General features: G+C 67.3%; 20 protein-coding genes. 12 read left to right on the plus strand and 8 right to left on the minus strand.

The features are described 5' to 3' along the window. Window positions 1–158 precede the first annotated feature (158 nt). From ACWFRF_RS09910 to ACWFRF_RS09920, 3 genes are read left to right on the plus strand one after another with little or no spacing between them, the layout of a single operon-like run. Complete coding sequence (locus tag ACWFRF_RS09910) at window positions 159–1,088, plus strand: ABC transporter ATP-binding protein (RefSeq protein WP_379311834.1); 930 nt, start codon at window positions 159–161, stop codon at window positions 1,086–1,088. Beyond that, window positions 1,085–1,933, plus strand: a complete 849-nt coding sequence (locus ACWFRF_RS09915; RefSeq protein WP_452449593.1) for an ABC transporter permease — start codon at window positions 1,085–1,087, stop codon at window positions 1,931–1,933. Before ACWFRF_RS09910 ends, ACWFRF_RS09915 begins: the two co-directional genes overlap by 4 nt. Further along, complete coding sequence (locus ACWFRF_RS09920; protein ID WP_056823747.1) at window positions 1,923–2,165, plus strand: helix-turn-helix transcriptional regulator; 243 nt, start codon at window positions 1,923–1,925, stop codon at window positions 2,163–2,165. Before ACWFRF_RS09915 ends, ACWFRF_RS09920 begins: the two co-directional genes overlap by 11 nt. A gap of 46 nt (window positions 2,166–2,211) precedes the next feature. Here ACWFRF_RS09920 and ACWFRF_RS09925 read toward each other — a convergent pair whose 3' ends face one another. Together ACWFRF_RS09925 and ACWFRF_RS09930 are read right to left on the minus strand one after the other, a co-directional pair. Further along, a complete protein-coding gene (locus ACWFRF_RS09925; protein ID WP_452449596.1) occupies window positions 2,212–2,874 on the minus strand; it encodes an NAD(P)-binding domain-containing protein in 663 nt (220 codons plus the stop codon). Beyond that, window positions 2,874–4,010 carry an NAD(P)-dependent oxidoreductase gene (locus tag ACWFRF_RS09930; protein ID WP_452449894.1) on the minus strand — a complete coding sequence of 379 codons (1,137 nt, stop codon included), beginning with the start codon at window positions 4,008–4,010 and terminating at the stop codon, window positions 2,874–2,876. Before ACWFRF_RS09930 ends, ACWFRF_RS09925 begins: the two co-directional genes overlap by 1 nt. Between ACWFRF_RS09930 and ACWFRF_RS09935 the strand changes: the two genes are divergently transcribed. After that, entirely contained in the window at window positions 3,932–4,276 is a 345-nt protein-coding gene (locus ACWFRF_RS09935) for a winged helix-turn-helix transcriptional regulator (protein WP_378989533.1), read from the plus strand. The two genes, ACWFRF_RS09930 and ACWFRF_RS09935, sit on opposite strands and share 79 nt — an antisense overlap. Window positions 4,277–4,279: 3 nt before the next feature. On the opposite strand, the gene ACWFRF_RS09940 is transcribed toward ACWFRF_RS09935, so the two are convergent. Further along, window positions 4,280–5,416, minus strand: a complete 1,137-nt coding sequence (locus ACWFRF_RS09940; protein ID WP_452449598.1) for a glycerate kinase — start codon at window positions 5,414–5,416, stop codon at window positions 4,280–4,282. 158 nt (window positions 5,417–5,574) lie between these two features. Between ACWFRF_RS09940 and ACWFRF_RS09945 the strand changes: the two genes are divergently transcribed. Then, window positions 5,575–5,886, plus strand: coding sequence for a GNAT family N-acetyltransferase (locus ACWFRF_RS09945; protein ID WP_378634994.1), 312 nt, complete (start codon window positions 5,575–5,577; stop codon window positions 5,884–5,886). Here the strand turns inward: ACWFRF_RS09945 and ACWFRF_RS09950 are convergent. Next, window positions 5,880–6,638 carry a lysophospholipid acyltransferase family protein gene (locus tag ACWFRF_RS09950; protein ID WP_378634992.1) on the minus strand — a complete coding sequence of 253 codons (759 nt, stop codon included), beginning with the start codon at window positions 6,636–6,638 and terminating at the stop codon, window positions 5,880–5,882. The genes ACWFRF_RS09945 and ACWFRF_RS09950 overlap by 7 nt on opposite strands. Window positions 6,639–6,743: 105 nt before the next feature. Here ACWFRF_RS09950 and ACWFRF_RS09955 point away from each other — a divergent pair, with 105 nt between their 5' ends. The 3 genes from ACWFRF_RS09955 to ACWFRF_RS09965 all read left to right on the plus strand — a co-directional run bounded on the left by ACWFRF_RS09955 (window position 6,744) and on the right by ACWFRF_RS09965 (window position 8,654). Next, entirely contained in the window at window positions 6,744–7,382 is a 639-nt protein-coding gene (locus ACWFRF_RS09955) for a YqgE/AlgH family protein (protein WP_378989221.1), read from the plus strand. 67 nt (window positions 7,383–7,449) lie between these two features. Continuing rightward, a complete protein-coding gene (locus ACWFRF_RS09960) occupies window positions 7,450–7,959 on the plus strand; it encodes a sigma-70 family RNA polymerase sigma factor (protein ID WP_067455024.1) in 510 nt (169 codons plus the stop codon). Further along, complete coding sequence (locus ACWFRF_RS09965) at window positions 7,956–8,654, plus strand: anti-sigma factor family protein (RefSeq protein ID WP_387446119.1); 699 nt, start codon at window positions 7,956–7,958, stop codon at window positions 8,652–8,654. The genes ACWFRF_RS09960 and ACWFRF_RS09965 overlap by 4 nt, the downstream gene beginning before the upstream one ends. A gap of 52 nt (window positions 8,655–8,706) precedes the next feature. Here ACWFRF_RS09965 and ACWFRF_RS09970 read toward each other — a convergent pair whose 3' ends face one another. The 3 genes from ACWFRF_RS09970 to ACWFRF_RS09980 all read right to left on the minus strand — a co-directional run bounded on the left by ACWFRF_RS09970 (window position 8,707) and on the right by ACWFRF_RS09980 (window position 11,092). Then, complete coding sequence (locus tag ACWFRF_RS09970) at window positions 8,707–9,489, minus strand: ABC transporter permease (protein WP_378989223.1); 783 nt, start codon at window positions 9,487–9,489, stop codon at window positions 8,707–8,709. Next, window positions 9,486–10,445, minus strand: coding sequence for an ATP-binding cassette domain-containing protein (locus ACWFRF_RS09975; protein ID WP_452449600.1), 960 nt, complete (start codon window positions 10,443–10,445; stop codon window positions 9,486–9,488). The genes ACWFRF_RS09970 and ACWFRF_RS09975 overlap by 4 nt, the downstream gene beginning before the upstream one ends. 119 nt (window positions 10,446–10,564) lie before the next feature. Further along, window positions 10,565–11,092, minus strand: coding sequence for an EXLDI protein (locus tag ACWFRF_RS09980; protein WP_378989225.1), 528 nt, complete (start codon window positions 11,090–11,092; stop codon window positions 10,565–10,567). 140 nt (window positions 11,093–11,232) lie between these two features. Between ACWFRF_RS09980 and ACWFRF_RS09985 the strand changes: the two genes are divergently transcribed. From ACWFRF_RS09985 to ACWFRF_RS10000, 4 genes are read left to right on the plus strand one after another with little or no spacing between them, the layout of a single operon-like run. Then, window positions 11,233–12,954, plus strand: a complete 1,722-nt coding sequence (locus ACWFRF_RS09985; RefSeq protein WP_452449603.1) for a thiamine pyrophosphate-binding protein — start codon at window positions 11,233–11,235, stop codon at window positions 12,952–12,954. Next, a complete protein-coding gene (locus ACWFRF_RS09990) occupies window positions 12,951–13,610 on the plus strand; it encodes an SRPBCC family protein (RefSeq protein WP_378989227.1) in 660 nt (219 codons plus the stop codon). Before ACWFRF_RS09985 ends, ACWFRF_RS09990 begins: the two co-directional genes overlap by 4 nt. Window positions 13,611–13,612: 2 nt before the next feature. Continuing rightward, the gene (locus ACWFRF_RS09995) at window positions 13,613–14,626 is read left to right on the plus strand and encodes a 3-oxoacyl-ACP synthase III family protein (protein WP_378989534.1); all 1,014 of its coding nucleotides are present in this window, start codon (window positions 13,613–13,615) and stop codon (window positions 14,624–14,626) included. Continuing rightward, the gene (locus tag ACWFRF_RS10000; RefSeq protein ID WP_449966483.1) at window positions 14,623–15,651 is read left to right on the plus strand and encodes an aminotransferase class I/II-fold pyridoxal phosphate-dependent enzyme; all 1,029 of its coding nucleotides are present in this window, start codon (window positions 14,623–14,625) and stop codon (window positions 15,649–15,651) included. The genes ACWFRF_RS09995 and ACWFRF_RS10000 overlap by 4 nt, the downstream gene beginning before the upstream one ends. Window positions 15,652–15,740: 89 nt before the next feature. Here ACWFRF_RS10000 and ACWFRF_RS10005 read toward each other — a convergent pair whose 3' ends face one another. Continuing rightward, a complete protein-coding gene (locus ACWFRF_RS10005) occupies window positions 15,741–16,076 on the minus strand; it encodes a hypothetical protein (RefSeq protein ID WP_378989229.1) in 336 nt (111 codons plus the stop codon). Between the last annotated feature and the right edge of the window lie 66 nt (window positions 16,077–16,142).

Here is a 16,142-nt window from a genome sequence, read left to right on the forward strand (position 1 = left end):
GCACTGCTCTCTGTTGAGTACAAGCATGCGCGCTCCACGAGCCGAAGTCAAGAGCAGTGCTCACAATTTTCGGAATGTCCCATTTCGGCGAAGCATTGCCACGATGAAATGTAGTACGTATGCTACAACTCATCGAAGGTCGATGACTGGGAGGACTCATGGCTTCGAACAACAACGCTGTTCTCGATGTCGCGCAACTACGGATGCGGTACGACGAGACCGACGTCCTGCACGATGTGACATTTCAAGCCGAGCGCGGGGAAGTGCTCGTCATGCTCGGCCCCAACGGCGCGGGCAAAACCACCACGATCGAGATCCTCGAGGGGTTCCGCAGGAGGTCGGCCGGCCAGGTCGAGGTGCTGGGGGCCGATCCCGAACACGGTGACGAACTCTGGCGCGCCCGCATCGGCGTGGTGCTCCAATCCTGGCGTGACCACGCGAAATGGCGAGTGGCCGAACTGCTCGGCCATCTGGGTGGGTACTACAGCCCCTATTCCACGGCCCGGGTGACAAGACCGTGGGACACCGATGAACTCATCGAGTTGGTCGGGCTGACCGATCAGCGCGATGCGAAGATCGCCACCCTGTCCGGCGGGCAGCGACGCAGACTCGATGTGGCGATCGGCATCGTCGGCCGACCGGAACTGCTCTTCATGGACGAGCCGACCGCGGGCTTCGATCCCGCTGCCCGGCGCGACTTCCACGATCTGGTCCATCGATTGGCCGATCTGGACGAGACCACCGTCCTGCTCACCACCCACGACCTGGACGAAGCCGCGAAACTGGCGGACCGGATCCTGATCCTGGCCGGTGGCCGGATCATCGCCGACGGCTCGCCGGAGGAGCTCAGCGCCGCCACCGCGGGCGAGGCCGAGGTGCGCTGGACCCGCGACGGCCAACGTTTCGTCCACACGACGACCGAGTCGACGAAGTACGTCCACGAACTGTTCAAACAGCACGGCGACCTGATCGAGGACCTCGAGGTGCAGCGCGCGTCGCTGGAGGACACCTATATGGCGCTGGTCCGCCGTTTCGAATCCGGCACGGCCGCCGAACCCGTTCGCTCACTGCAGGAGGTCACGCGATGAATCCCACGCTGGTAGCGGTCAGGGGCGGCCTGGCCGCGATGTGGATCGAACTGCGGCAGCTCTACACCAACGGGACGAGTCTGGTGGCCCAGTTCCTCACTCCCACACTGTTTTTGATAGCGATCTTCTTCCTGCGCGACCGGACCTACCAGGACACCGAGCTGTCACTCGGTGAACTCGCGGTGCCCGGCCTGCTCGGCAGCATCATCGCGTTCAACGGGCTGTACGGCATCGCCGAGGTCCTCGCCCTCGACCGGGAGGACGGAACCTTGCTGCGCGCCAAGACGATTCCCAACGGCATCCTCGGCTACTTCATCGGCAAGATCGGCACGACCGCGGCCGCGGTACTCGTCCAGCTGGTGGTGGTGCTGACCATCGGTGCCGTGATCGTCGGTGGATTCTCGATGCCCGGCGGCGGCCTGGTCACGCTGGCGTGGGTGATCCTGCTCGGTCTGCTGGCCACCCTGCCGATCGGCGCCATCCTGGGCGGACTGATCGTCGGCGCCCGCGACATCTTCCTGCTGACACTGCCGCTGATGGGACTGATCGCCATTTCCGGCATCTGGTACCCGATCACCGCGCTCCCCGGCTGGGTGCAGGGCCTGGCCCAGCTGTTCCCGATGTATTGGCTCGGCCTGGGCATGCGCTCCGGGCTGCTCCCCGCCGAGGCGGCGGCCATCGAGATCGACGGGTCGTGGCGGCACCTCGAGACCGCCGCGGTACTCGGCGTATGGTCGATCGTCGGGTTGTTGCTCGCGCCGATCGTGCTGCGGCGGGCGGCCCGCCATGAGTCGGGATCCAGCGTGGCCGTGCGCCGCGAGAAAGCGATGCAGCGTGCCTTCTGAGGTCATCTACAACCGCATCGCGATGTTGCGCGCCGAGCGCGGCATCTCGCGGCGGGACCTGGCCGAAGCGCTCGGTGTGCACTACCAGACCGTCGGCTACCTCGAACGCGGCGAATACAGCCCCAGCCTGCACCTGGCCCTGCGGCTCGCGGCCTACTTCGAGGTAGCGGTGGAAGTGGTGTTCTCCACCGAGCCGTTCCCCAGATTGGGATCGGGCGCCGAGACCGCGTGACCACCGAAAACCGTTCGGCACCACCGTGCCGAACGGTTTCAGCGTGTCATCCGCGAAATACCTGGAACGTCGATTCGGGCGTACCGGCAGCTCGCTCCCAATATGACGAAACCGATTCGGCCAGAACGGTGTCCACGCCGACCTCGGCACCGGTCGCCACCACATGTCGCGCGCCGGCCGTCATCATTCGCAGGTACGCCGGATCGGGCGGACCCCCGTCCTCGGCGATTCCCGCCCACGCGGCGTACAGCGCGCCGACACTGCCCAGTGACCGCTGGGCGTAGGGCATGAACCGGGCTATCTCGGAACCGGACCGGTCGATGATCGCCAGCGCCAGCTCGTGCGGCTGAGCCATCACCCCACCGGCGAGAAATTCGCCGCCGCGAGCCCGGACGAACGCCGCCCCCTGCCGAGTCCGCTGCGGCGAATCCGAGGACAGGTTGACCACAACCTTGCCGGTCAGATCGGCGCCGCCGAGAATCTCGTCCATCGCGTCGTAGTGGGTCAGGCTGAGCACGATGAGCTCCGCCGCCACCGCGTCGGCGACCGTCTCGGCGCGATGGGCACCCAGGCCGTCGGCCTTGCCGGGGGTGCGGTTCCAGACCGTCACCGTGAAACCCGCGGCGCGGTAGGTGCGCACGATCTGCTGCCCCATCGGGCCGAGGCCGATGACGGTGACCGCCCCGGCCGCTCGGCCCGAAGCCGACATCAGGACGCCTCGCCGCGGAACAACGCGTACGGCGAGATCTGCCTGCCTGTCGCCTCGGACGCGGTGACGGCCTTGCGCCAGAACGACTGGGCGAGCTGAGACAGGCTCGCGTCGACGCCTGCCTCTTCGCTGGCGTCGATGATGTGCTGGGCGCCCGCGTCCATCATCTTCAGGTGCGAGAGCTCCGCGAAGCCGCCTGCCTTGTTCGCCTCGGCGAACTGTTCGATGAAGAACGGGTAGGCGCCGGCGGAGCGGACGGCGAACGGTACGAACTGGTCGATGCTGTGGCCGGAGTTCGCGATCATCGCCGACGCCTGGTCGAACGCCAGCAACCACGGATGGAAGGTGATCAGCAGGGCCTGGTAGAAGATCTGGGCCAAGCCGTCGTCCGCGCCCAGGTATTCCTGCGGGCTGAGCGGGCGCAGCAGCTCGGCGTGCGCGTCGAAGACCGTCTTCGGGCCGCTGTAGAAGATGTAGGACGAGGGATGGACGATGTTGTCGCCCGCCGACATCACGCCGCCGGAGAGGAATTCGGCGCCCCGCTCGCGAACCCACCGCGCGCCCGCCCGCGCCTTGTCCGGTGAATCGGAGGACAGGTTGGCGATCACCTTGCCGGGCAGGTGGTCGATCGCCTGGCCGAGCACGTCGTACATGGCGTCGTAATGGGTGAGGCTGAGCACGCAGACCTCGTTGGCATCGAGCGCCTCGGCGACGGTGCCTGCGCGCTCGGCACCCAGCGCCACCATGGCATCGACCTTGGCGGTGCTGCGATTCCACACCGTCACCTCGACGCCCGCTTCGAGGAAGGCCCTGGTCATCGCCTGGCCCATCGGGCCGAGGCCGAGAACGGAAACGGAACGGGGAGCGGTCTGCTCGGACATGGTGTGGCCCTTCGATTCTCGATACTGGTTGGTTCGGCGCCGCTTTCCATGGTGGTCGGCGCGAGTATCGTCGGGAAGACCGAACGTTCGGGTGTGGTTGCTTACCCTGAGGTTCGAAATACGGTCAGAAGGGTGTGGCGACGTTGAGCAGTGACGCAGATCACGATGTGTGCGGTATGAGCCTGGCCATCGACGTCGTCGGCGGTAAATGGAAGCTGCACCTGATGTGGGTGCTCGGCGCCGGGCCGCAGCGATTCGGTCAGATCCGGCGGATGCTCGAGGGTGTGAGCGAGAAGGTGCTCGCCGAGAACCTGCGGCACCTGGAGAGCACCGGCGTGGTGCACCGCGAGATCTTCCCCGAGATCCCGCCGCGGGTGGAGTACTCGCTCACCCCGCTCGGCGAGGCCCTTCGCCTCGCGCTGGAACCGCTCGAGACCTGGGGCGACGAGAATCGCGAGGCGCTGGCCACCACTACCCGGCCGACTGCCCCGCAGCCTTCGTCCTCCCGAATCGCGCTGTAACCGTCAGCGCATCCGGCACAAGTGCTCCATGGCGATCCGCTCGCCGATGCGTTCGAGTAGGTCGGCCGCCGCGATGATCGAGCGCGCGGGATCGGGCTCGAGGTCGCTGAGCGGATAACACGCGGCGAATCCCGCGGCTCGAATCTCCCCTGGCGACAACAGGGTTCGCCCTACCGCCGCGATCACCGGCACGCCCGCCTTCTTCGCCGCCGCCGCGACCCCGACCGGCGCCTTCCCATGCATGCTCTGGTGATCCAGTGAGCCCTCACCGGTGACTACCAGCCTGGCCCCGCCGATGAGGGCCGGGAATTCCAGCAGCTCGAGCAGTACATCGATCCCGCTGCGCACCTGCGCGCCCAGCACCGCGAGCGCCCCGAACCCGGTGCCGCCCGCCGCGCCCGCCCCACCGATCTCCGCATAGCCCCTGCCCAGCACGGCCGCCCAGTTGGTAAGCCCCGCTTCGAGTTTCAGCATCTGCCGAGCACTGGCGCCCTTCTGTGGCGCGTACACCGCTACCGCACCAGCCGGCCCGAGCAACGGATTGTCCACATCGCAGGCCAGCGTGAACAGCGTCGTCGCGACCGCCGGATGCAACCCACCTCGATCCACCGAGGCGACCTGCTCGAGCAACGCGGCCACGTCCCCGCGGCCCGCCAGTTCCCGCCCCTCCTGATCGAGCAACCGCAACCCGAGCGCCCGCAGCAACCCCGACCCACCGTCGGTCGAAGCGCTGCCGCCGAGCCCGAGCACGATCTCCCGCGCCCCGCCGTCGAGCGCGTGCACGATGGCAACCCCCAGCCCGAACGTATCGGCCCGCAGCGGATCCAGCCGCCCACCGGGCAACTTCACCAGCCCCACGGCAGCCGCCAACTCCACCACCGCGGTATCCCCCCGCACCGCGTACACCGCCGTCGATTGCTCCCCCGTGGGCCCGGGCGCGGCGACCTCCACCCGCTTCCACCCCGACGCCACGAAGGCGTCGACCATCCCGTCACCACCGTCGGCCACCGGCACACACCGCACCTGCGCCTTCGGCGCACGCCGAGCGATTCCCCTGGCCAGAGCCCTGGCCACCTCCGGCGCGGTCAACGACCCCTTGAACTTGTCGGGAGCGAGCACGACAAGCGGTTCGCCGGCCATCTGTTCCGCCTCTCCGTGTATTCATAGTGTCGTTTCCGAGCTCGACCGTTCGCTCTCGGCCTTTCGTCAGGCGCGCAACGGCTCGGAGGTGGTCGGGGAGTGACCCATGTTCTCATTTGCTCAGTGGGTTGTCCTCCCGAACACGGTAGCGTCGACCTATGGCGACCGAGGTCCGCAACAACACCGCGCTCGAGCGGTTCGAACTCACCGCCGACGGTCAACCCGCCGGCTACATCGAATACCAGGACACCGGGGACGAACGCGCCCTCGTGCACACCGAGATCTACCCCCGATTCGAAGGCCGAGGACTGGCGAACACCCTGGTCAAAGCCGCGCTGGACACGAGCAGAGACCAAGGTTTCAGCGTCCTGCCGATGTGCCCGGTCGTCCTGCATTTCATCACCACCCGCCCCGACTACATCGCCTACGTCCCGCAACGAGCCAGAGAGTTGTTCGGTCTACCTCAGTAGCGCGCGACGGCCCCGTCGACAGCCAGTTGCAGCTCGTCTTTGACCAGCCTGGCGATGTCGGCGGGTCGCTGCGGCAACTCGAGAATCGGCGCCCGGAAGTAGGCGCTGCCCGACACCACCTCGGCCGCGGTCGGTTCGACACCGGCCGCATAGGACCCGTAGTTCATCCCCATGGCGACCAGCGCGGGCGCGGCGTCCAGTTTGGCCGCGCGGAACGCGATATGCCCGATTCCGCTGCCGACCGCCTGCACCTTGGTGTGATCTACCTCATTGCACGTCCCCTCGGGGAAGATCGCGAGGTGATCACCGGCGGCCAACCGCTGCGCGCACACATCCATCATCCGCTGACCTGCGGCATTGACCGCGCGAATGCCGTGGTCCTTGCCGCGGAACACCGGGATCCCGCCCATCATGTCCACCTTGCGCCGCTGCTCGGGATCTAGGAAGAGCTCGTCCTTCGCCAGCACCCGCACCCGCCCGATCTTCGAGCGCAGCGGTGAGCGCCACGCCGTCGCCGCGACCGTGTACGGGTCGCTGGTCGAGAGGTGGTTGATCGCGTAGATCACCGGCCGACCGCTACGGATCAGCGCCTTCAACTGCTGTTTCGCGCCCTCGGCGAACGTCACGCGCGGCCGGAACCGCCGGGCCAGCACCGCGTACGAGGCAAGCGCCTTCCACCTGTTCTGCTGATGCCGCAGGTAGTAGTCGTACACAGCGTCGTTGTCGTCGAGCAGGACTTCGGGCGAGTGCATAGCGCGACCCTACCGGTCGATCGCGGGGTCCACGCACGAAGAAATTCCGGTTCCGATCCGCTGCGCGGGAAGCGCGCACCGCCGCTCCAATGCGATGATGGCTCGGTGGCAGGCGGAGACGACCCGGACGAGCGCCGGACTCGCGACGGGCACGGCGACGATCGGCGGCGCGGTCAGCCGGCGGTGAACGTCCGCGCGGGCAATCTGCTGGTGTCCGCGACAGACCTGGTGGAACCTACTTTCCGGCGCACCGTCGTGTATGTGATCGAGCACAACGACGCGGGCAGCCTCGGCGTGGTGCTGAACCGGCCGAGTGAGACCCCGGTCGTGGATGTGCTGCCCGCCTGGGCGGACCTGGCCGCCACCCCGACCGATCTCTACATCGGCGGCCCGGTCAAACGCGATGCGGCGCTGTGCCTGGGGGTGCTGCGCGCCGGCGTCGACATCTCCGACATCCGCGGCCTGCGCCGGGTCGACGGCCGGGTGGTGCTGGTCGATCTGGACGCCGATCCCGCCGAGATCGGACCGCTCCTGGACAAGATCCGGATCTTCGCCGGCTACGCGGGCTGGTCGATGGGCCAGCTCGACGGCGAACTCGACAACGACGATTGGATCGTGGTCTCGGCGCTGCCGTCGGATCCGATCGCCACCGACCGCCACGACCTGTGGTCCGCGGTCTTGCGCCGTCAGCCGTTGCCGCTGGCCCTGCTGGCGACACACCCGATTGAACTCGAACGCAACTGATCCCGTTACTCCTTCACACGAGCAGGAGTGACATATGAATTTCGACGAGCAGTGACCAGGGCCGCCGATGAACGATGGTCGCGACGAACTGATGCGCGCGCTCTACGCCGAGCACGCACCCGCGCTGTGGCGTTTCACCCTCGGCTTGGTACGCGATCCCGGCCGGGCCGAGGATATCGTGCAGGAGACTCTGCTGCGCGCCTGGCAACGCCCGGCCGTGCTGGAGCAGACCGAGACCTCACCGCGCGCCTGGTTGTTCACCGTGGCTCGTAATCTCGCGGTCGACGAGCATCGCAGTGCCAGGCACCGCCGCGAGTTCGGCACCGACAACCCACCCGAGCAGGTGAGCCCCGACCAATCGGATCGGGCGCTCGACGGCTGGCTGGTCGCCGACGCGCTCAGCACGCTCAGCCCGGATCATCGCGAGGTGATCGTGCGGGCCTACTATCGCGGCCTCGGCATGGCCCAGATCGCCGACGAGCTGGGCATCCCGCCGGGAACCGTGAAATCGCGCTTGCACTACGGCATGCGCGCCATGCGACTCGCGCTACAGGAGATGGGGGTGACGAACCGATGACCGACCTCGCCGACGAGTACAGCACCTGGGACGCGGCCTATGTCCTCGGTTCGCTCGGCGCCGCCGAGCGGCGCGAATACGAGGCGCATCTGCTCGGTTGCGCGCCCTGCCAGCAGGCCGTCGCCGAGCTGTCCGGGCTGCCGGGCATGCTCGCCCTGGTCGACCGCGATACCGCGCTGTCGATGATCGCCTCGCCCGAGCCGGCTCCGTCACAGGTCCCCGATCTGCTCCCGTCGCTGGCCGCGGCGGCCGAACGGCGCAGGCGGCGGCGGCGCTGGACGAGCATCGGCAGCGCGGTGGCGGCTGCCGCGGCAGCGGTGGCGATCGCGATTCCGGTGACCGTCACCGTGGCGCGCTCGGAGACGCCGACCGAGCAGATCGTCGCGGAGCAGCAGATGCAGGCGGTGGAGCAGACGCCGGTGAGCGCGCAGGTGAAGCTGGTGCGCGACGGTGACCGCACGCGCCTGGTGATGACCTGCAGCTACGCGCCGAGCGCCTACGGCTCCGGCTACACCCGCACCTACGGGCTGGTGGTGACCGCGGGTGAGCAGCGCTTCGAACTCGACCGGTGGCCCGCGGGCCCCGGCACTGAGCTGACGGTGGATCGCACCATCGACGCCCCGCCGGATTCGATCAGCACAGTGGAGATCACGTCCGTCGATTCCGGCCGGACGGTCTTGGTCGCCCAGGTCTGAACGCGACACGGTCCGGTCTCCGCGGGGGAGACCGGACCGTGTGCGCGACAGGCTACTTCGCTTGCTTGCGGAAGATCGACTTCGACCACAGGAAGCCGCCGCCGGCGATGACCGCGCACCAGACCAGCGAGACCCAGCCGTTGGCGCCGATCTCGGTACCCATCAGCAGTCCGCGCAGCGTCTCGGTGATCGGGGTGAAGGGCTGGTATTCGGCGAACTGACGCATGCCGACCGGCATCGTGTCGGTGGCGACCAGACCACTGCCGAGGAAGGGCAGCAGCACGATGGGAAACGGTGCGTTGCTGGCACTTTCGGGGGTGGGCGAGAGCAGGCCGAGCGCGATGGCGAGCCAGGTGAAGGCGAAGGTCACCAGGGCGAGCAGCCCGAACGCGCCGACCCACTCCACGACGTTCGCGTTCGGCCGGAAGCCGACCAGCATCGCGACGGCGGTCATCGCGACAACACCCGCCATCGCCTGGATGAGCGCGCCGAGCACATGCCCGGTGAGCACCGACGACTGCGAGATCGCCATCACCCGAAAGCGATTCACGATGCCCTTGCTCGCGTCGGTGGCGATCGAGACCGCTACCGACACCGTCAGGTAGGCGGGCAACAGCAGCATCATGCCGGGCGCCAGATAGTCGATATAGCTACCGCCCGAGGACTTCTCGAGCGCCCCGCCGAAGACGTACTTGAACACCAGCATCAGCACGATCGGCATGATGATGATGCTGAACGTCATGCTGGGATAGCGCTTGACGTGAATCATGTTGCGCCGCAGCATCGTCATGGTGTCGGCGACGGCGTAGGACTTGGACTTGATCTGAGTGGTCATCGCAGAGACTCCTGCTCGGTGGTGGCGCGGCCGGTGAGGGTGAGGAAGACGTCGTCGAGGTTGGGGGTGTGCACGGAAATGCCGCCCGCTTCGATGTTTTCGGCATCAAGGATGTCGAGGACGGCACGCAGGGAACGCACGCCGCCGTCGCTGGGCACGGCGAGGGTCAGCCCGTCGGTGCCCTCGACCACCTTCGCCGTCGAGCCGAACGCGCGCTGAGCGGCGTCCACATCGGGCTGATCGGTGAAGTCGATGCGGATGTGGCCGCCGGGGATCAGGCGCTTCAGTTCTGCCGCAGTGCCTTCCGCGACGATCCGGCCGTTGTCGAGCACCGCGATGCGATCGGCCAGCTGGTCGGCCTCCTCGAGGTACTGCGTGGTGAGGAAGACGGTGACGCCGAGATCGTCGACCAGGCCGCGGATGATCTCCCAGATGGAGCGGCGGCTGCGCGGATCGAGGCCGGTGGTCGGTTCGTCGAGGAAGATCACCCGTGGATTGCCGACCAGCGTCATCGCCAGATCGAGCCTGCGGGTCATGCCGCCGGAGTAGGTGCTCGCGGGCTTGTCGGCTGCCTCGACCAGGTCGAAACGTCGCAGCAATTCGTCGGCGAGCGTGCGGGTCTCGCGGCGCGGCAGATGGTTCAGATCCCCCATCATGTGCAGGTTCTCCCGGCCGGTCAGTAGCTCGTCGACCGCGGCGAACTGCCCCGTGACGCCGATCAGCTCGCGCACCCCGCCTCGGTCGGTCGCCACATCGTGGCCGCCCACGGTGCACTCGCCGCCGTCGGCGGCGATCAGTGTGGTGAGGATCTGCACGGTGGTGGTCTTGCCCGCGCCGTTGGGGCCGAGCAACGAGAACACGGTGCCCTCGGCGACGGTGATGTCGATGCCGTCGAGAACTGTTTTGTCGCCGTAGGCCTTTTGGAGACCGCGTGCGGTGATGGCCGAGTTGACCATGATCGTCCCTTTCCACAGGATTACATTCATTGCTGCGAATAAGTGCATGAGTTATCGACACAGCCCCCAGGGGCTGCGGTTGATGTGTGCGGTGTGTGGTTGTTCGTCCGAGGACGGAGCTAGATGTCGAGTTCCTCGATCTGCGGGTGCGCGGTGATGTCCTCGACCTTGCGATAGAGCTTGTCGGGCACGCGATCCTTCAGGGCTTTCAGGTCGTCGAGGATCTCGTACTCGTAGTCGCCCCAGTCCCACGGCCGGTCACCGATGCCGAACATGCGGCGCCAGTACTTCCAGTCCTTCATGTCGCCCGCGGCGTCCCCGGTCGGGTATTCCGACCACAGCGCCGAGTGCGTGTGGAGCACGAGCTTGCCCTTGCGGCTGCGGTAGACCTGCTGGTGCAGCACCCGCTTGTCGCCGACATCGCGCCATTCACCCAGCAGCACGCCCTGGAAGCGCACCTGCCGGACACCGTCGCGACCCACCTGCAGGACAACCTCTTCGAAGCCGGCCTCACGACCTTCCTCCAGTTCGATGAGCCTGCGCAGCGCGCTGACCACGGTGCTGGAGAGGTTTCCGCCGACGAGCTCCTGCGCCCGCTGGAACACGGGGAGATCGTCGTCGGCTACGTAGATCGTCTTGTTGGGCATGAACCCACTATACGTATATGTGTACGTACACACAAGGGGTGGTTTTCACCCACCCTCTGAACTCCCCCTCGGCGCGCCTCGTAACCCCATCAGACGCGGTGCACCACAGCGTCACATTTCGTCGCGGAGAAGGAGGTCCGATGCCGGACAGAGTGGTGGACTACCTGGTACGAACGGTAGCCGACCGGGGAATCACCCAGATCTTCGGCGTCGACGGCGCCAATATCGAGGACCTCTACGACGCGATCTTCGAGGCGGACGGCGCACCGGCCGGCATCGTCGCCAAGCACGAGTTCTCCGCGGCGACCATGGCCGACGGATATGCGCGCAGCACCGGCGGGCTGGGTGTCGTGGCCGCCACGTCCGGCGGTGGTGCGGTGAATCTCGTTGCCGGACTAGCCGAATCGTTCACATCCCGGGTTCCGGTGCTGGCGTTGATCGGACAGCCACCGACCAGCTTGGAAGGTCTCGGCGCGTTTCAGGATTCGAGCGGCTTGTCCGAATCCATCGACGCTGCAGCGTTGTTCGCGACGATCAGCAAGTACTGCGCTCGGGTGACCGATCCGCTCGAGCTGCCCGCACAGCTCGCCGCGGCGATCACAGCCGCGGAGAGTGGTGGACCGGCGGTGCTGCTGATACCGAAAGATGTTCAGCAGCAACTGATGCCGGAGGTCATCGTCGCGCGACAGTTCGACGCCGTTGTGACCCCATCCGACGGAGCACGGCCAGATCGCGCCTCGCCGATTTCGCCGGCAGCGACGTCTCCGCACACGATCGCGACCGAACTCACCAACGCCCAGCGCACCGGGAAAGTGGTGATCATCGCCGGTGATCAGGTCGCCCGCGACGATGCCCGTGCGGAACTCGCCGAACTGGTCGCCACACTCGATGCCGCCATCGGTGTGGCCCCCGATGCCAAGGACGTGTACTCCAACACCGGTCCCGGCTACTGCGGTGTGGCGGGCAGCATGGGCCATGCCGAGCTGGTCGAAGCGCTGTCGGCGGCCAGCGCCTGCCTGCTCGTCGGCACCCGCCTCCCGGTCACTGCCCGCGCGGGGCTCGACGCGGCCCTCGCCGACCTGCCGGTCCTCAGCATCGGCGCACATGCGCCGTACCTCGCGGCCACCCACGCCACCAGCGCGGATCTCGCGCAAACCATCGCGACGCTGCTGGCCGACATCGGAGCGGGGGCCACAACGAGCCGGGGCTCCGCCGAGCTCACGCCGATGCCCGTCCCCGCAGCGGCGGGACCCGGCCTGCGCTATCGCACCGTCGTCGAGGCGATCCAGCGCGCGCTGCCCGAGGGCGCCGACATTTTCGCCGACGCGGGTAACACCGGCGCTTCAGTGGTGCATTACCTACGGGTACCCGAGCGCGGACGTTTCGCGGTCGCACTCGGGATGGGCGGAATGGGCTACGCGTTCGGTGCGGGTATCGGATCCGCGTTCGCCCGCCGCGCCGCGCCCGACGGCCCGCACCGCACCGTCGTCATCGCCGGTGACGGCTCGTTCTTCATGCACGGCATGGAAATCCACACCGCGATCGAACACGACCTGCCCATCACCTTCGTGGTGTTCAACAACAACGCGCACGCCATGTGCGTCACCCGTGAACAGCTCTACTACCGGGACCGCTACAGCTTCAACCGTTTTCAGCCGTCATATCTGGGAGCAGGCATCGCGGCCATGTTCCCCGGGCTGCCCGCCCGCACCGTCTCCGACGCCCCCCGATTGTCCGGCGCACTGGATCTCAGCTTCGCCGCCACCGGGCCGTCGTTCCTCGAAATCCTCTGCGACCCCGACGAAGTCCCGCCTTTCCTTCCCTTTCTGTCAGCCCTCGAATCATCCAGGAGCACACCGTGACCACCAGCGCCCTGCCTGCCCTGTCCGACATCCCCGAGGAGGTGGTGCCCGGCGTCCTCCGCATCGAGAACTCCGACCGCGAGACCACAACGCCGATCATCATGGACATGCTGAGGTCGGTGTATCCGCACGACCAGATCTTCGGCGACTACTGCCCCGTGCAGACCTACATCGCGGCCCCGCCGCGTGAGGTCTACGAATACCTCGCCGACACCCGCTCGCTCGAGGAATGGACCTACAGCCTGCGCGGATTCACCGAAACCGAGGAGCCCGGCCTGTGGCTGTCCTACGACCGTCTCGGTGACGCGACCAAGTGTTTCACCCGCACCGTCGCCCATCCCGACGCGATGACCGTCGACTATCACTGCGCGTGGGACCAGTCCGAGCACCTCTGGATGATCTACCTGATGCGGGTGGTCGACGCCCAGGTGGTGTTCAACAAACCCGGCTCGGTGGTGACGTGGATCAACTGCAAGCACCCCTTCTACGACGAGAACGGCTACCCCGAAACCGCGCCGCCGAAGCGGCCCGTCTGGGTGGGCGACTTCTGGGAGATGTTCTCCGCCGGACACCAGCTCGAGCTGGACAACCTCAAAGCCATTTGTGAATACCGCGCGGCCAACGGGCTGCCGATCAAGCCGGAGTGGATGCAGTGAACATGCCGCAGGTGAGTCTGATCGACGTCGCGAGCTATCTGCCCGGCGACCCCGTCCCGACCGACTACTTCACCCAGTTCTCCCGCTCGGAGCGGATGGCGAAGAACGTGATGTTCCGTTCGCCGACCGGCCGTCATCACATCGGCCGCGACGAAACCGCCGTCGACATGGCCGAGCAGGCTTTCGCCCAGCTGCGCGAACGCCACGGCGCCGACCTCGCGTCCGAGATCGACATCATCATCACCCACACCCAACTGCCCGACAATCCGGTGCTGGGCGCGGGCCCCGAACTGGCTCGCCGGCTGGGCGCTCGTCCGTCGCAGGTACTCGATGTGCACAACAGCGGGTGCGCCGCGTTCGTCCAGATGATGGCGATGGCCCGGATGATGATGGCCACCAGCGAGGCGAAGACCGCGCTGATCGTCGCCGCGCAGAATTGTGCGGGCCCGGTGTTCACCCAGCCCGATATCCGGAAATTGGCGCAGGCGCCGGTGCCGGGCGACGGGTGCGGAATCGGCCTGCTGCGCAAGGATGATTCGGGCCCGATCCTCGATATCGAAACCCGCACCTATCCCGAATTCGCCGGTGACATGGACTTTTCCACGAACGGTCCCCGCAAGTACTGGGAGCCGGGCGAGGGCCAGGGCTGCGTGAGCTTCTCCGAATCCAAGATCACCAAGGTGTTCGCGCGTGGCAATCGGCTGGTGCCGGAGGTGGCGCTGGAGGTCTGCAAGCGGATCGGGGTGAAGAGCAGCGATATCGACACCTTCGTCACCAATCAGCCCAACCGGCTGTTCCTGCGCAACTGGCACGACGCGCTGGAGCTGCCCGCCGAACGTCATCCCGATACCTTCGACGAGTGCGGAAACCTGTTCGCCGCGGGCATTCCCGTCACTCTCGATGCGGAGAACCGAGCAGGCCGGTTGCGCAACGGGTCGGTGGTTCTGCTGTCGGCGTTCGCGCACGCGGGTGATTTCGCCGGTGCGGCGGCTATTCGCTGGGGCGCGGCGCGATGACTGTGCGGCTGGTGGAACCGACGATCCCCTCCCGTCGGTTCCATGCCACGGCGACACCCACGCTGTTCGACCTCGGTCTCAGCGAGAACCCCTTTCCCCCACTGCCCTCCGTGCTGGCAGCGGTGAATGCCGCGCTCACCCAGGCCAACCGGTATCCGGAGTTCCTGCCGGAGGAACTGCCGCGGGTGATCGCCGACCACCTCGGGGTCTCGCCCGACGATGTGGTGGTCGGCGCGGGGGCCACCGGTGTCGCCATGCAGGTGATGCGGGCGCTCGGCACCGGTGAACTTCTGACCGGCACACCCACTTTCGACGGCTACCCGATCATGGCCGAGATGGCCGGGATGACCCTTGTCCCGATCCCCCTCGACTCCGGCGGCAATCAGGATCTGACCGCCATGCGCCGCTCGGTGAACCGGCGCACCTGCCTGGTCGTGCTGTGCCGCCCGCACAATCCCACCGGCACCGTCCTCGACGCGACGGCGGTGCGCTCCTTCCTCGCCGCGATACCGCACCGCGTACCGGTGCTCCTCGACGAGGCCTACGTCGAATTCCTCGATCCGGCGGACCGTCTCGATATCCACACCCTGCTGCACCGTCACCCGAATCTGTTGATCCTGCGCACCTTCTCGAAGGCGTACGGACTGGCCGGGCTGCGGATCGGCTACTGCGTGGGCCGCGGAAAACTGATCGAACGAATCCGCCACCAGCAGTTGCCCTTCGGCACTCCCACCGCGTCCATCGCCGCGGTGCGCGCCGCCTACGCGGCGGGCACGGAACTCCGCGACCGGGTGGACCGCATCAACCGCGAACGCGACAGCCTGCGAATCACTCTGCGTGCCTGCGGAATCGACGTACCGCCCAGTCACGCGAACTTCCTCTACCTACCCGGACCCGGCGTGGCCACCGCCCTGCGCCGCGCCGGTATCAAAGCGAAGGCCTACCCGGACGGCAGCGCTCGCATCACGGTCGGCGATCCCGCCGCCGGGCACGCCGTCCACGCCGCCCTCGTCGACCTGCGGTAACCCTTCGACAACGGAACCCGACCCGGCCACCGGCCGGGTCACCACGACCGGGACCCGGCCCCCTCCACCAGGTCCCGGTCATCCGCGGTTCAGCACCCGCCGCCACCACCACAGCCGCCCCCGCCGCCGCACCCACTCCCGCCACCACAGCTACCCCCGCTGCCACCGTCACCGGTCCCGGCGAACCCGGCACCGGCACTCCCCGCGGCAAGCCATCCCGACCTGCGCGCAGCGCCACCGGTGCCCCGCTTCGGCCGCAGCACGATCCGGGTGACGCCCATGACGAAGAACACCAGCGAGCCGAACAGGATCGCCGCCGTGAACATCCATCCGTATGCCGCGGAGATCAGCCCGACAATCAGCAGCACCAGCGCCCCGGCCATGTACTCCCTGCTCCCCCGCAGGTCAGAACGCGTAGCTGCCATCGGAAACCTCCTGCGAATGTCGATCGCGTGGTGCGACCGGGTATGTCTGGACCGACCGTAATCGCG

The organism is Nocardia sp. NPDC055165, assembly GCF_053606985.1.